The organism is Ensifer sp. VA4 (assembly GCF_055710065.1).
Genome location: NZ_JBVQPO010000001.1, coordinates 245,154 through 260,137, shown reverse-complemented (window position 1 = coordinate 260,137; position 14,984 = coordinate 245,154). Strand labels below are relative to the sequence as shown.

The following is a 14,984-nucleotide window of genomic DNA, read 5'->3' as shown; positions in this document are numbered from 1 at the left end:
ATTCTTGATTGTTCTTGCGGATACTTCGGGGACGACAGGATAGGGAGCGCAGCTGCTTCGTGCTGGGGATTCTGGGCGAAAGTCACCATGTTGCTGCCGCGGCGCTTTCTTTCGGTCTCCCTCCTGTCTGTCCTGGTCATTGAAGGCGGGCCTTGGCGCGTTCGTCGTGCTGACGGCTGGCGCCGTTCTGATTGTTGCCCTTCCGGAGCTGTTTATCCTGCAGGCTTCGCAGCTCGTTCGACTCTGGACCCGACGGAATACAAGGAAACTCCCATCCGGTTGCCGGATAACAATACCCCGCCGGAGCGGCGGGGTATCTGAACAATGGTCCTTTTGACGCATTTCGGTCAGTGGCTTTCGCGCAGGACCTCGCTGCCGCTGCCACCGACGAGGAAATCCAGGTCCGCGCCCTTGTCAGCCTGCAGCACCGTGTCCTGGTAAAGCTTGTAATAGCCGCGCGTCCACTTCTGCGGCGGCGCCTGCCAGGCGGCCATGCGCGTCGCAAACTCCTCGTCGCTGATCATCAGGTTGAGCTCGCCCTTCATTGCGTCGAGGCGGATACGGTCGCCGGTCTTGACGATGGCGAGCGGCCCGCCCGCGTTCGATTCCGGACTGACGTGCAGGACGACGGTGCCGAAGGCGGTGCCGGACATGCGAGCGTCCGAAACGCGCACCATGTCGCGCACGCCTTTTTCCACCAGTCGCCGCGGGATCGGCATGTTGCCGACTTCGGCCATTCCCGGATAGCCTTTCGGTCCGCAGCCCTTGAGCACGAGGATAGTGTCCTCGGTCACCGGCAGATCCGGATCGTCGATCTTTGCCTTCAGGTCCTCAATGGTCTCGAAGACATAGGCAGGGCCCTCGTGCACGAGCAGATGCTCGCTCGCAGCCGATGGCTTGATGACGGCACCGTTCGGCGCGAGGTTACCCTTGAGCACGCGGATGCCGGCAGCGGCCCTGAGCGGATTGTCGAGCGGACGGATGACGTCGTCGTTATAGACCTCGGCGTCTTCCCAATACTTGCTGATCGGAACGCCGAAGACCGTCGGCGCATCGGCATGCAGCAGATGCTGGATGCGGTTCATGACTGCCGGCAGGCCGCCCGCATAGGCGAGATCCTCGATCAGATACTTGCCCGACGGCATACAATTGACGATGCACGGCACCTGGCTTCCGACGCGGTCGAAGTCCTCGAGACAGAGATCGACGCCGGCACGGCCGGCAATCGCCAGCATGTGAACGACGGCATTGGTCGATCCACCGACAGCGGCGTTGGCAATGATGCCGTTCTCGAAATTCTTCTTGGTCAGCACCTTCGACAGGCGCAAATCCTCATGCACCATCTCGACGATGCGCTTGCCGGTCATGTGCGACAGCGCCATGCGGCGGGCGTCGACGGCGGGCAGCGCCGCATTGGTCGGCAACGACAGGCCCATCGCCTCGACGACCGAGGCCATGGTGGTGGCCGTGCCCATGGTCATGCAGACGCCCGGCGAGCGCGACATGCCGCTTTCGGCCGCCATGAATTCCTGCATGCTCATTTCACCGGCGCGTACGGCCTCGGAGAATTTCCACACATCCGTGCCGGAGCCGATGTCCTTGCCCTTCCACTTGCCGTTCAGCATCGGACCAGAGGAGACGACGATCGTCGGCAGGTCGACGGAGGCTGCCCCCATCAGCTGGCCGGGCGTGGTCTTGTCGCAGCCGCCGAGCAGCACCACGCCGTCGATGCCGTAGGCGCGGATCGCTTCTTCGACGTCCATGGCGAGCAGGTTGCGGAAGAGCATCGCGGTCGGCCGCATCTGCGTCTCGCCGAGCGAGGACACCGGGAACTCGACCGGAAAGCCGCCGGCCTCCCAGACGCCGCGTTTCACACCCTCTGCCAAAATGCGCAGGTGGCTGTTGCAGGGCGTCAGTTCCGACCAGGTATTGCAGATGCCGATGATCGGGCGGCCGTCGAAAACATGGTCCGGAAATCCCTGGTTCTTCATCCAGGAACGATGGATGAAGCCATCCTTGTGGGTGCCGCCGTACCAGTGGCGGCTGCGCAGTTCTTTCTTCTTGTCGCTCATGCGAGCTCCCTCCTCACCATGCGATGAAACGCGTGGCTGAATTGTATGACTTTTTATTGGCGCTTCGCCAAGAGGTTCCGTTCAGAACCGGAAGGACGGTTCAAACCGACCCTTGACGCTGATGCCGAGATCGAAGGTCTTGCCGGCATGGGGGTCGATGGCGCGCGTAGCGTCGTCCATGTCCTGCCAGGCGGATGTCACCAGCATGCGATCGGCCCTCGACCCGATAAAGGCCGTGCAGCTCGGCTGCGCCGTCGGCACCGCATAACGCGCGAACCGCGCACCGTCGGGCCGGTAGACGTCGACCGTGCCGCTGCCCCAGCGGGCGTTCCATATCAGGCCATCGGCATCGCACACGGAGCCGTCAATGCCACCGGCTTCGCCGCTGCTGTCGACAAGCAGGCTGGGTTCCCCCTTCGGCAGTCCGGTCTCCGCGTCGATATCGACGCGCATCAGGTGGTTGACGTCGGTGTCGACGAAATAGGCGACGGTTCCATCGGGTGAAAAGCAGATGCTGTTCGGAATGGTGATCCGGTCGTAGAGCTTCGTCACCGTCGTACCGGCCACGTGATAGATCGCGCCTGCGCCCTTCTCGGCGCTGCGTCCCATGGTGCCGATCCACAGCGAACCGGAGGCATGGACGCGGCCGTCGTTCGAGCGATTGCCGGGCTTGTCTTCGAGCGCGGTCACGAGGCTGAAGGCACCCGTCTGCGTGTCCCTGAGGAACAGCCCCTGGTCGGAGGCGATCAGTTGCCGCGACGGATCGATGACGGCGAGCACGCTGCCGAGGAATGGCAGGTTGTGCACGGCCTTGCGGCCGGTTTCGAGATGCAGTTCGTGCAGTTCCTGGCCCTTGATGTTGAACCACCAGGCGGTTCCGGTGGCCGGGTCGTAGGTTGGGCCTTCGCCGAGGATCGAAGTCGCCTCGCAAAGGATGCTACCGGAAAAAGGAATGGTATCGCTCATCAGCGTGCTCCGTAAACGGTGTCATAGGCCTTGATGGTTGCGACGGCGCGTTCGCGGACGTCGGCGGCGCTCATGCCCGGCTTGTAAAGGCTGGAGCCGAGGCCGAAGCTGCGGATGCCGGCCTTGGCGTAGTCCCCGAAATTCGCGTCGGAAACGCCACCGACGGCGGCAATCTCGAGGTCGGGCGGCAGGATCGCGCGGATCGCGGTAATGCCCGATGGCCCGAGCACGCTTGCCGGGAAGAACTTGAGGCCGGTCGCGCCGGCTGCCGCCGCCGAAAGCGCTTCGGTCGGGGTGAGTACGCCGGGCATGGTCACCATGCCCTTTTCTGCCGCAAGGGAAATGACCGCCGGCTCGACGTTCGGGCTCACCATCAGCCGCCCGCCGACATCGGCAAGCTGCTCCACCTGCGCCGTCGTCAGCACCGTGCCGGCGCCGATCAGGCAATTCTCCGGCGCCATTTTCACCGCAGTTTCGATCGAGCGGAACGGATCGGGGGAGTTCAGCGGGATCTCGATGGCGGTGAAGCCGGTTTCGATCAGCGCGCCGACGACGCCGTCGGTTTCCTCGGGCTTGAGGCCACGCAGGATCGCGATCAGCGGATATTTCATCGGCGGAAAGGGAATGCGGTTCATGAGCTTGTCTTTCGTTCAGAGGGGCCAGATCACCTGGGCGGCGGTCGAGAGGCCGGCGCGGACCGCCGTGTCGGCATCGACGACCCTGAGCGGGCGGTCGAGGCTTTCGAGCGCGGCTTGATAAAGTGTACCGAGTGAACCGGAGGCGACGAGGCAGATGCCGTCGATCGTCTCGGCTGAGGCCAGCGCGCCGGCGATCTCGAGGCCGATCAGCGTGCCCGACAGCAACGCCTTGGCGTCGGTCGCACTGGCGCCGTGCAGCAATTGCCCGGCACGCGCGCCGAAGATCAGGCTGGTCGCAAGCGCCGGATTGGTGCGGGCCTCCGCGACTGCCGCCGCAAAAGCGGGATGATCGCCAGAAAAGGCATGCGCGTCGGCGATCGAGTGGCTGAGGATCGAATGTTTCGAGATGACGTCGAACAATTCGCCGGTCATGAAGGTGGAAAAGCCGCTAACTGCGCCGTCTTCGAGGCGAACCCATTTGCTGTGCGTCCCCGGCATGCAGACGAGGTGCCGGCCGCGGCCGAGTTCGCTGGCGGCGCCGAGCAATTGCGTTTCCTCGCCGCGCATGATGTCCGGGTGCCGCCTGTCGCGTTGCGCGAGACCCGGCAGGATGCGGATGTCCCGATCGAGATCCGGCACCGCCACCGCATGGGCGGCGATGTCGGCAAGGGCCGCCGGGGTATCGAGATAGCCGGCCTCGACCCAGCCCTGTTTGGCGCCGGCCATGCCGCAGATGATCGCGGGCAGGTGGCCGGGCGCGTCGACTGCAGCAAGGTGCCGTTCCAGGACGGCGTGGAAACCGCTCTTGTTGGCGGTCGTCATGCCTTCGCCGCTGCGGCGTTCGGCAAGCACAGAGCCGTCCTCGCCGATGATCCACAGCCGGAAACTCGTGGTTCCCCAGTCGACTGCGGCATAATAGGCTGCCGTCATCAAAGTGCGCCTCCATCGATGATCATTGTTTGTGCGGTCATGCCCGAGGAGCAGTCCGACGCGAGGTAAAGGCAGGGCCCGACGAGATCGTCGGCGGTCAGGCTGCGCTTCAGGCACTGCCTTTCCTGCATCTTGGCGATTGCCACGTCGCTGAGCCACAGCCGCTTCTGCCGTTCGGTGACGATCATGCCGGGCAGGATTGCGTTGACGCGGATATTGTCGGGCCCGAGCCTGCCGGCGAGCGATTTGGTCAGGCCGACGATGCCGGCCTTCGCCGTCGCATAGGCTGGAATTTCGCCCATGTTGAGCAGAAACGCGATCGACGAGAAATTGACGATCGAGCCGCCGCCGGCTTGCCGCATGTGCGGCGCCACCGCCTGGCTCATGAAGAAGAAGTGCCTGAGGTTGACCGCCTGGCTTTCGTCCCAGCTCTCTTCGGTTACGGCTTCCAATGCCTGGCGATCATCGCGCGCCGCATTGTTGACGAGCACATGGATTGCACCGAGCGATTCTGCCGCCGCTTCCGCCGTATGGCGCACCGCTTCGATATCGCGCAGGTCACCGGGAATGAAATGCGGCTTGTAGCCGGTTTGATCGTCGAGCCGTTCGCAGAGATCGGCGCCTGCCCGCTCGTCGATATCGACGAAGGCGACCTGCGCACCCTGGCGCACGAAACCCTCGACCAGGGCGGCGCCGATACCCGAGCCGCCGCCGGTTACCAGCACGCAGCGGTCATGCAAGTCGTGAAACTGTACCTTGGGTGCCGGCATGTCCCGCATTCCCCCGTGAAGGTCGATTATAGTAGTTCCATTATTCGGAACTTGATTTTAGTATATGGAATTATCGTGTCGAAGCGTCTATCTTGTCAAGATCAGGCGCGCGACGGCGGCAGCCACGTGAGACAAGCGAATGACGATGACAAACGAGACGATGGCAGCGCCTGAGGGGCGTGGGGAGGCCGGCACGGGCACGCTCGGCAAGGCGATCGCGGTGCTGGAAGCAGTGGTTACCGCAGACGGCCCGCAGCGCTTTACCGATATTCTTGCCCGGTCCGGCCAGCCGCGTGGCACATTGCATCGGCTGCTCAGCCACCTCGTCGAAGAAGGGCTGCTGATTCAGCGCCGCGATCTGTCCTACGAGCCCGGCCTTCGGCTGCTGACGCTTGCCTATCGTTCCTGGTCTGCCAACCGCTTTCGCGACGTCGCCGAACCGCATCTGCAGCGCCTGCACGAATTGACCGGCGAGACCGTGCATCTCGGCATCCTGCGCGAAACGGAGATCGTCTATGTCGACAAGGTCGAGAGCCGGCAGACGGTGCGCATGAGCTCGCAGATCGGCAAGGCCTCACCGGCCTATTGTACCGGCATCGGCAAGGCGGCGTTGTCCTTGCTGGGGCAGCCGGAACTGGAGCATTTGCTGGCGAGGACCGAGTTTCACCCCTTCACCTCGCACACGCATCGTTCGGCGGCGACACTGCTCGCGGAAGTCGAAGAAATCCGGCGCGACGGGCATGCCTTCGATCGCGAAGAGCATGAAGCGGAGATTCGTTGCGTGGCTGCACCCATCGCTATTCCCGGTAGTGAACTCGCCGCCGGAATTTCGGTGACGGGGCCGGCCTACCGGGTCAGCATGGAGCAACTGGTGGCCTGGGCAACACCTGTGCGTGAAGCGGCTCGGGCGATCGCCGAAGAGGCTGCGATCCGGCTCGGACCCGGGCGCAGTGGACCTTGAATTCACTTTACGGTAAATTAGAAACATCGACTGGACGCGACGCGTCAAGCTCGATAACTTTAATATATCAGACTCGGGTTCGTGGATGGTCTTAGTCTGGTGTGGTTTTGGTACTTGTAGAATTTTTGACATAATCTTCATGCGGCGTCAGCGGCCCCTTTCTGGCCGCCGGATGCGGAGAAGGGCGGAAGATGATCGATTTCAGCGCGAATTTGTCGTCGTTGACGCTTCCTGATGGGCGGAGCATCCGGGGGCCGATCTGTTGCGAAGAGGACTTTCGGCGAGTGATCGCCCAGGTCGCGGATGCTTACGGTTTCCGGGGCTTTCTGGTGCTTGCGGTCCCGGACACGGGCTCCAGCAGCCTGTCGGCCAACGCACTTATGACCAATTATCCGACGGCGTTTCTGCAGGGCTATGACAGCGCCGGCCTGATCAATGGCAGTCCGGTGATCCAGCGCCTGCGCCGCAGCACCATTCCCTTCACCTATGACGCGCATCAACTGGCGCGTCGCCGCTCAGATGGCAAGGGCGATGCCGCCATTTGCGTTTTCGAGCAGGCGAACATGCCGCGCGGCCTCTATCTGCCGGTGCATGACGCGAACGGTCATCGCGCGGCGATCGCCTTCGGCGGCGATCGCCCCGTCGTCTCGAACGACGAGTTGCAGGAGCTCAATCTGTGGGCCGGCGTGCTCTACAGCAAGTACATCGAAATTCGTGAGCGCGATCGCCGCGGGGCGGGCAGCCTCTCGCGCCGCGAGGTGGAGTGCCTGCGTTGGGCGGCCGCCGGCAAGACCACCAGCGAGATGGCGAAAATCCTGGCGCTGTCCGAGTATACCGTCAACCACTACCTCAACCGCGCGACGCGCAAGCTGGACTCGGTCAACCGCGTCCAGACCGTCGCGAAGGCCATGCGCGCCGGTCTCATCAATTGATGATCGGTGCCGGCCGCCCCTGAAGCGGACGGCCCGTCTGCGCTTCGCGAAGGAAATACACAGACTTTTGGGCCGGGGAGGCAGCGATTCTCGATCATCTGTTGGCATTGGCGGGCCGCTCGGTCTATTTGATAATTGATGAATGCCATGGAACGCGCGAATGCAGGATACGATGACGGCCGGGATGACTGACGCAGATCTGCCCCGGGGCGGCGATTTCGCGTCCGAGATCGCAACGCTTGAGACCCAGTTCGATATCATCCGCTATATGCGGCGGATTACGCAGGTCTTCGGCTTCAAGACCTTTCTGATCTGCTCGATTCCTTCGATCGATGTGGAGCGCCTGGCCGCGAGCACCGTCATCTCCAACATGCCGGCGGAACTGCTGAACAAATATGACAGCCTGTCGATGCTGCGCTTCAGCACCGGCGTGCGTCGCCTGCGCGAGACGACGACGCCGTTCCAGGTGACGCTCGAAGCCTGGGAAGGCGAGAGCGGAAAACCGGAAACCGCGTCCGAATACATCACGATGCTGCGCGAGAACGGCATCTTCCAGGCGAGCTATTTCCCGGTTCATGACGCCGAGGGCGGCCGCGGCGCGGTCATCCTGATGGGGCCGCTGGTCGAATTGCCGATGACGGTGACCATGGAACTGCAGATGATTGCGATCCATGTCTACAATCGCCTCGCCGAGATCGGCTCTGTGTGGAAGAGCAGCGGCGCGGCGCTGTCGGAGCGCGAGATCCAGTGCCTGAGTTGGACCGCCGCCGGAAAGACCAGCTCTGAGATCGCCGGCATCCTCGGGCTCTCCGAACACACGGTCAATCACTATCTCAATCACGTGACGAAGAAGCTCGACGCCGTGAACCGCACGCAGGCGGTCGTGAAGGCGATGAAGAAGGGCTATATCAGCTAACCCTGCCGGTGCCGAAGGCCGCTCCTTTTCTCGTGCGCTCCCTGTCCCGCGTTCACGAAGGGGATCGTCCATCGTAGCCGCTGAAATTCCGCAGCCTGTTGCGCAGAAGTGCGCAGCGGATTTGCGATAGCGGCGCGAAAAACATCAAGAGCTTGAAGTGCAAGGAGCGCATCGGAAAGAGCGCGATGCGCCCTAAGCCTTCTGCGATCGCCGCCGACCTGCTTCATCCGTGGACGATCTGCAGCCGGTTGCTCAGAAACTGAGCAGATGCCCTGGCCGCCTCCTTCGTCGGAAATTCGCTCATCTATTTGAAATTTATCGCTGTTTTCGTCTGATGTGAATCTGGCACGCATCCTGCTTTTCTATTGGCGTGTCCAGAGGGGACTAAAAAGAAGACAGCGCCCACGAAGGTCGCGACCGAAAGGGCCACTGCCCGCCTCAAGGTGATCCCGGATGTACGGACACCGGGGCGGGTGGTGGCCCTTCCTTTTTCCGTTATGTCGCATTGGCGAAGCGCCCCGCCTCGACTATCTAAGGGATAACAAAAGAATGAGAGGGCGCGATGCCGGAAGTCACGAAAGAAGTGGTGCTTGAGAAGCTGCGCACGGTGCGTGGCCCGGACATGGAAGGCAACATCGTCGATCTCGGGCTCGTGTCTGATGTCTTCATCTCCGATGGCAAGGCCTATTTCTCGATCACCGTGCCGGCCGACCGCGCCAAGGAATTGGAGCCGATGCGGGCCGCAGCCGAACGCGTCGTGCGCGACATCCCGGGGATCACGGCGGCAATGGTGGCGTTGACCGCCGACCGCAAGGCGGCGCCTGCCGGTGCGCCGGTGCAGCGTCCGCAGCCCTCGGCAGCGCCTCATGCCGGCCATTCCCATGCGCAACGTCCCGCCGGTGGCCCGCCGGCCAAGGCCGGCATCCCGGGTGTCGGCGCCATCATTGCGGTTGCCTCCGGCAAGGGCGGCGTCGGCAAGTCGACGACCTCGGTCAATCTGGCGCTGGCGCTGAAGGCGAACGGCCTCAAGGTTGGCCTGCTCGACGCCGACATCTATGGCCCCTCGATGCCGCGCCTCCTGAAGATTTCCGGAAGGCCGCAGCAGATCGAAGGACGCCTCATCCGTCCGATGGAGAACTATGGCCTCAAGGTCATGTCGATGGGCTTCCTCGTCGACGAGGAAGTGGCGATGATCTGGCGCGGGCCGATGATCCAGTCGGCCCTGCTGCAGATGCTGCGCGAAGTCGCCTGGGGCGATCTGGATGTGCTGGTCGTCGACATGCCGCCTGGCACCGGGGACGCCCAGCTCACCATGGCGCAGCAGGTGCCGCTCGCCGGCGCCGTCATCGTCTCGACGCCGCAGGACCTGGCGCTGGTCGATGCCCGCAAGGGCCTTACCATGTTCCGCAAGGTGGAGGTTCCGGTTCTCGGCATCGTCGAGAACATGAGCTATTTCATCGCGCCCGACACCGGCAAACGCTACGATATCTTCGGCCATGGCGGTGCCCGCAAGGAAGCCGAGCGCATCGGCGTCCCATTCCTTGGCGAAGTGCCGCTGACCATGGGAATTCGCGAAACATCGGATGCCGGGACGCCGCTCGTCGCGTCCGACCCGACCGGCGAAGTCGCTCGCATCTATCGCGATATCGCGACCAAGGTCTGGGACCAGATATCCGCCACGCAGCAGGACAAGAGCCGCGCAGCGCCGACCATCGTCTTCGAGTGACGGATTGCGGCGAGGTCGGCCGGTCCTTCCCGACCGCGGTTCTCTCGGGCCCGGCGCGGGCCGCAATTCAAGGTGCCACTGCGACTTTGCATGTCAGCCATGACGTCACGCCGGGCGCCGAATCGTTTTGCCCTTGATTCGATTTTGATTTAAGCAAACATGCGGTAGGGTGGAGCCGATATGGCGGCACACGCCCCGTGTGCCGGATTGCAAGAGGGCATTGATTTTGCGTTTGCGTTGCGCCATATGCCTTGCCGCACTTGCGAAGGTGCCCAACTTGTCGCCCTCTCGCCGGAGATTTTGGCCTCGCGCGATGACTGAGTTGAAGACTTTGTCCTGACTGGCGGAACGCTCCATCCGATGGATCTCTATTGTGGGTATTTTGTGGCGCACGACCTTTCGCTTTCGCGGTTCGGCACACTGCATGAATCCTCAAATCGGAATGGATTCAAGGATGAAAATTTGACGCCGCTCACTGTGCTACGGCGACGTTTGAGCATGTTGGCTGACGGGCGGCGCTGTCAGGTTCGCATCACGAGGACGGTCGCATGATCACCGGCTATTGCGCCGATGGGACTACCGTCGTCCTGACGTCGGCAGAACCCCCCGAGAAATTGCGTCCCGATATCATCTGGCTAGATCTGTTCGAGCCCAGCAAGGCAGAAGACCTGATGATGGAGAAGCTTCTCGGCATTTCCATTCCGACGCGCGACGATCTGAAGGATATCGAACCTTCGAGCCGCCTCTATGTCGAAGACGATGCCGTGTTCATGACGGCGTCGCTGGTGTTCCGTTCGGAAACGGAGGTGCCTGGCCTGACGGATGTCGGCTTCATCCTGTCCGGTGGCCGGCTTGTGACCATCCGCTACGCCGAGCCCCGGTCCTTCACCCTCTTCAAGACATCGATGCATCGCTTCCCGGGTGGTTGCCGCGACGGTGCGGTCGTCTTGACCCGGCTTCTGGAAACGATCGCCGACCGGACCGCCGAGATTCTCGAGCAGGCGGTCACGAAGATCGACGACCTGTCGATCGACGTCTTCAGCGACAAGGCGGCAGGCAAGCGCCGGCCGCCGCATTATCTCGAAGCGCGCTTGCGCGATGTCGCCGGCCATCATCGCCTTGTCGCCAAGACTCGCGACAGCCTTGCCTCGCTCTCGCGCTTGCTGACCTTCGTCTACACCGTTCCCGTCGTGCAGGAAGACAAGGACACGCGCGAACTCTGCCGGTCGATCTCACGCGATATCCAGTCGCTTTCCGAACACGCAAGTTTCATTTCCGGCAATATCACCTTCCTGCTCGATGCGTCGCTGGGCCTGATCAACGTCGAGCAGAACGCCATCATCAAGATTTTCTCGATCGCATCGGTCGTCCTCTTGCCGCCGACCCTGGTCGCCTCGGTCTACGGCATGAACTTCCGTGTCATGCCCGAACTGGAGTGGCAGCTCGGCTATCCCTGGGCGCTTGCAGCAATGGTAGTATCGGCTGTGATCCCCTTCTTCTTTTTCCGCTGGAAAGGCTGGCTTTGATGGCCAGTAGGTTTGCATGACCCAACCGCATGCCCCCTCCCACGAGCCGAAGGATCTGCGTCGCTTGCTGATCCTCGGGCTTGGCTCGATCGGTGTCGTCTATGGCGATATCGGCACCAGCCCGCTCTATGCCTTTCGCGAAGCGCTGCGCCCGGTTTCCCACGACGGCGTGACCGACGTGGAGATCATCGGCCTGATCTCGCTGATGATCTGGACGCTGACGATCATCGTCACGATCAAATACGTGCTGTTCCTGCTGCGCGCCGACAACCAGGGCGAGGGCGGCACGCTGTCGCTGCTCGCCCTTCTGATGAAGTCCGCCAGCGGCCACGCGTCGATCCTTTTCTTCATGGGAATTGCCGGCGCAGCGCTCTTCATCGGCGATGCGATGATCACGCCGGCCCTGTCGGTTCTTTCGGCCGTCGAAGGTCTGAAGCTGGTGACGCCGGCGCTATCGGAATACGTGGTTCCGATTGCGGTGGTCATCCTGCTGCTGCTCTTCGCCGTGCAGTCCAAGGGGACTGCGGCGGTCTCCAACTTCTTCGGGCCGATCACCCTCGTCTGGTTCCTGGCCATGGGTGCTGTCGGACTGCTCCACATCGCCGATGACATGTCGATCTTCAAGGCGTTCAATCCCTACTATGCCGTGAGCTTCATGCTCACCGAGGGCTATGTCGGCATCATCGTTCTGGGCGCCGTGTTCCTGACGGTGACGGGTGCCGAGGCGCTCTACGCCGACCTCGGGCATTTCGGTCGCCGCCCGATCCAGTGGGCGTGGTTCGTCATCGTCTTCCCGGCGCTGACCCTCAACTACCTTGGCCAGGGTGCCTTCGTACTCAAGAACCCCGAAGGCATGTCCGACCCGTTCTTCCTGATGTTCCCGAAATGGGCGCTGCTGCCGGCGGTGATTCTTGCGACCGCGGCCACCATTATCGCCAGCCAGGCGGTGATAACCGGCGCCTTTTCGCTGACCCGTCAGGCGATCCACCTGGGTTTCCTGCCGCGCATGGCGATCTTCCACACGTCGGAGACGCATACGGGCCAGATCTATCTTCCGAACGTCAACACGCTGCTGATGTTCGGCGTCATGGCGCTCGTCTTCGTCTTCGGTTCGTCGGAATCGCTCGCCACCGCCTACGGCATTTCGGTCACCGGTGCGATGGTGGTGACGACGGTGCTTTCCTTCGAGTTCCTGCGCACGCGCTGGAACTGGTCGGCGGTCTGGGCGGCTGCCGTGCTGCTGCCGCTGTTTGCGCTGGAGTTCATCTTCCTCGGCGCCAACATGCTAAAGGTCCACGACGGCGGCTACGTGCCGATCATGATCGCCGCCACCTTCATCATCATCATGTGGACTTGGCGGCGCGGAACCGAAATCCTGCACGCCAAGACGCGCCATATCGACATTCCATTGGCGAGCTTCATCAAGTCGATCGAGCGCAAGAGCGAGCATGCGCCGGTGGCCGTCCCCGGAACGGCCGTGTTCTTGACGAGCGATCCGGAATCGACCCCGGCCGCGCTGCTCCACAACATCAAGCACAATCACGTGCTGCACAATCAGAACTTCATTCTGACGATCCGAACCGCCAACACGCCGAAAGTTCCGAAATCCGAGCGGGTGAGCATGCAGCCGCTTTCGGACCGCTTCACGCTGCTCGAGATGCGCTTCGGCTTCATGGAAACGCAGAACGTCTCGCAGGCGCTTGGTCTTTTCCGCAAATCGGGTCTGAAGTTCGACATCATGTCGACCTCCTTCTATCTCGGTCGCCGCAAGCTCGTGCCCGATGCCGAATCCGGCATGCCGCATTGGCAGGACCGGTTGTTCATCGCGCTTGCCAACGCGGCAATCGACCCGTCCGATTATTTCCGCCTGCCGACCAACCGCGTCGTCGAACTCGGCTCGCACGTCATCATCTGATCCTTTTGCCCCTCCCGGGTGAACCAGGCAGGGGGGCTTTGCCTGCGCAGAGCGATAAAGCGGAGCCGTTCCCGCCCGGGGCGGCTCCACTCGCTTTCTGAGCACATGTCCTTCGGCGTAGCGGCATTAACCAAACATCAAGGTTAATGCTTCATTTTCAAGGCTCGAACGAAGCGGCTCCGGCGGGGTGTCCGGCCGCCTCATTGTCTTAGCTTCCCGCGCGGAATCTCCGACGCTGGCTTCTCGCCGGCGCGGGCGGAGCCGTGCCGTCAGTCAAGCGTCGCGTGGAGTCGGTTGGTGCGTAAGAGTCGGAACCTGCGTCAAAAGTCTCGCCTGAACGTGTCCACGTGGATGGCGCCTGCAATCATCGGCCTCACGCTCTATCTCGGCTTCCCCTCCGTCGCCGCCTATGCGGACCTCGCGACCTTCCTGTCCGGCATCAATCGCGGCGGCGAACGCTGGCGCATGTACATGACGCCGTCGCCGGCGGGTTCGATCCACGAAGTCGAGATGGTCTTCGCCGATCCGATCACGACGGGCGCGCTCGATGGCGGCGCCGGCATCGACATGCCCGATGGCAGCCGCGTCGCACTCACTTCCGAGACCAAACACTCCGGCACGCCCGACGAGGAACGCATCAATCGTCGCGACAAGAAGGGACGCATCGTCGCGGTCACGCCGGTGACGCCGCCGAAGGATTTCACCGCCGGCTCCATCCTGCAGCGCACGAGTTCCCTGACGGAGCCGCGCTTCGAGGAGGGCGAGAAGATGGTCTTCGCCAAGTCACGCATCAAGGGCAAGGAGATCGAGATCGCCACGGCCTTCTATAGGAAGAAGCCACCAAAGGCGGATCCCGGCGTTTCGCCCATGCTGGCCAAGCTCGTGACCAACGACAAGCCCGACATTCTTGCGACTGCCTACGTCCGGCCTGAGCCGGACTATGCGCGTGAATCGCCCTTCGACTCGATCCTGCGCGAAGACAAGAACGCGGGTCGCTTCATTCCCGAAATCTCACCCGACGATCATGCCTGGGCAGCAACCGTGCTGCCGCCGACGGTCTTCAGCAAGGAAGAGCAGACCTGCCTTGCCGAAGGCATCTATTTCGAAGCGCGCAGCGAGTCGCTCAAGGGTCAGGCAGCCGTCGCGCAGGTGATTCTCAACCGTGTCCGCAATCCGACCTACCCGAAGACCATCTGCGGCGTCGTCTATCAGAACAAGGCCTGGCGCAATCGCTGCCAGTTTTCCTTCGCCTGCGACATGATCCGCGACCTGATCTATTCCCGCTCGCACTGGAAGATGGCCAAGGAAGTCGCGATGGCTGTCACGGCCGGCAAGATCTGGCTGCCGGAAGTGGGGTCGGCCACCCATTACCATGCGACCTACGTCAATCCGCCGTGGGCAAAGACGATGAAGCGGGTCGGCAAGATCGGCATGCACGTCTTCTACCGGACCTATGGTGGCGGCTGGAGCTGACCGGCGCCGGACTCGATTCCGCCGTCTTTTTCTGTCTGGCCATAGAGTGGAGAATCCGGCCGGCAGAGCGCAGGAATCCTGCGGCAACCTTGTCGCGGATCAAGCTTTTTGCCTCTAACCATTTGAATTATCGTAATAATATTGTCCACGCCCAAGCAG

General features: G+C 62.4%; 12 protein-coding genes. 7 read left to right on the top strand and 5 right to left on the bottom strand.

All coding sequences use genetic code 11. From position 1 onward, the window contains the following. Positions 1 to 347 precede the first annotated feature (347 nt). The 5 genes from AC0C6X_RS01295 to AC0C6X_RS01275 form a co-directional block, all read right to left on the bottom strand. Positions 348 to 2,072, bottom strand: coding sequence for an IlvD/Edd family dehydratase (locus AC0C6X_RS01295; protein ID WP_472951469.1), 1,725 nt, complete (start codon positions 2,070 to 2,072; stop codon positions 348 to 350). An 81-nt stretch (positions 2,073 to 2,153) separates the two neighbouring features. Further along, positions 2,154 to 3,038: an SMP-30/gluconolactonase/LRE family protein gene (locus AC0C6X_RS01290; RefSeq protein WP_472951467.1), complete on the bottom strand. Its 885-nt coding sequence runs from the start codon at positions 3,036 to 3,038 to the stop codon at positions 2,154 to 2,156. After that, entirely contained in the window at positions 3,038 to 3,673 is a 636-nt protein-coding gene (locus tag AC0C6X_RS01285) for a 2-dehydro-3-deoxy-6-phosphogalactonate aldolase (RefSeq protein WP_472951465.1), read from the bottom strand. Before AC0C6X_RS01285 ends, AC0C6X_RS01290 begins: the two co-directional genes overlap by 1 nt. Positions 3,674 to 3,688: 15 nt before the next feature. After that, entirely contained in the window at positions 3,689 to 4,606 is a 918-nt protein-coding gene (locus AC0C6X_RS01280; RefSeq protein WP_472951463.1) for a 2-dehydro-3-deoxygalactonokinase, read from the bottom strand. Next, positions 4,606 to 5,376, bottom strand: coding sequence for an SDR family NAD(P)-dependent oxidoreductase (locus AC0C6X_RS01275; RefSeq protein WP_472951461.1), 771 nt, complete (start codon positions 5,374 to 5,376; stop codon positions 4,606 to 4,608). The genes AC0C6X_RS01280 and AC0C6X_RS01275 overlap by 1 nt, the downstream gene beginning before the upstream one ends. 145 nt (positions 5,377 to 5,521) lie before the next feature. Between AC0C6X_RS01275 and AC0C6X_RS01270 the strand changes: the two genes are divergently transcribed. From AC0C6X_RS01270 to AC0C6X_RS01240, 7 genes are all read left to right on the top strand, one after another. Beyond that, complete coding sequence (locus tag AC0C6X_RS01270; protein WP_472951835.1) at positions 5,522 to 6,337, top strand: IclR family transcriptional regulator; 816 nt, start codon at positions 5,522 to 5,524, stop codon at positions 6,335 to 6,337. 191 nt (positions 6,338 to 6,528) lie between these two features. Continuing rightward, on the top strand, positions 6,529 to 7,269 hold the full coding sequence (locus AC0C6X_RS01265) for a LuxR family transcriptional regulator (RefSeq protein ID WP_173515756.1): 741 nt from the start codon (positions 6,529 to 6,531) through the stop codon (positions 7,267 to 7,269). A 142-nt stretch (positions 7,270 to 7,411) separates the two neighbouring features. Continuing rightward, positions 7,412 to 8,185: a LuxR family transcriptional regulator gene (locus AC0C6X_RS01260; protein ID WP_376741619.1), complete on the top strand. Its 774-nt coding sequence runs from the start codon at positions 7,412 to 7,414 to the stop codon at positions 8,183 to 8,185. Positions 8,186 to 8,747: 562 nt separating this feature from the next. Beyond that, positions 8,748 to 9,911, top strand: a complete 1,164-nt coding sequence (locus tag AC0C6X_RS01255) for an Mrp/NBP35 family ATP-binding protein (protein WP_173515759.1) — start codon at positions 8,748 to 8,750, stop codon at positions 9,909 to 9,911. A gap of 548 nt (positions 9,912 to 10,459) precedes the next feature. Next, complete coding sequence (locus AC0C6X_RS01250) at positions 10,460 to 11,437, top strand: magnesium transporter CorA family protein (protein WP_472951458.1); 978 nt, start codon at positions 10,460 to 10,462, stop codon at positions 11,435 to 11,437. 16 nt (positions 11,438 to 11,453) lie between these two features. Beyond that, a complete protein-coding gene (locus AC0C6X_RS01245; RefSeq protein WP_173515761.1) occupies positions 11,454 to 13,352 on the top strand; it encodes a potassium transporter Kup in 1,899 nt (632 codons plus the stop codon). 351 nt (positions 13,353 to 13,703) lie between these two features. Next, a complete protein-coding gene (locus AC0C6X_RS01240) occupies positions 13,704 to 14,825 on the top strand; it encodes a cell wall hydrolase (protein WP_173515762.1) in 1,122 nt (373 codons plus the stop codon). Positions 14,826 to 14,984: the final 159 nt, after the last annotated feature.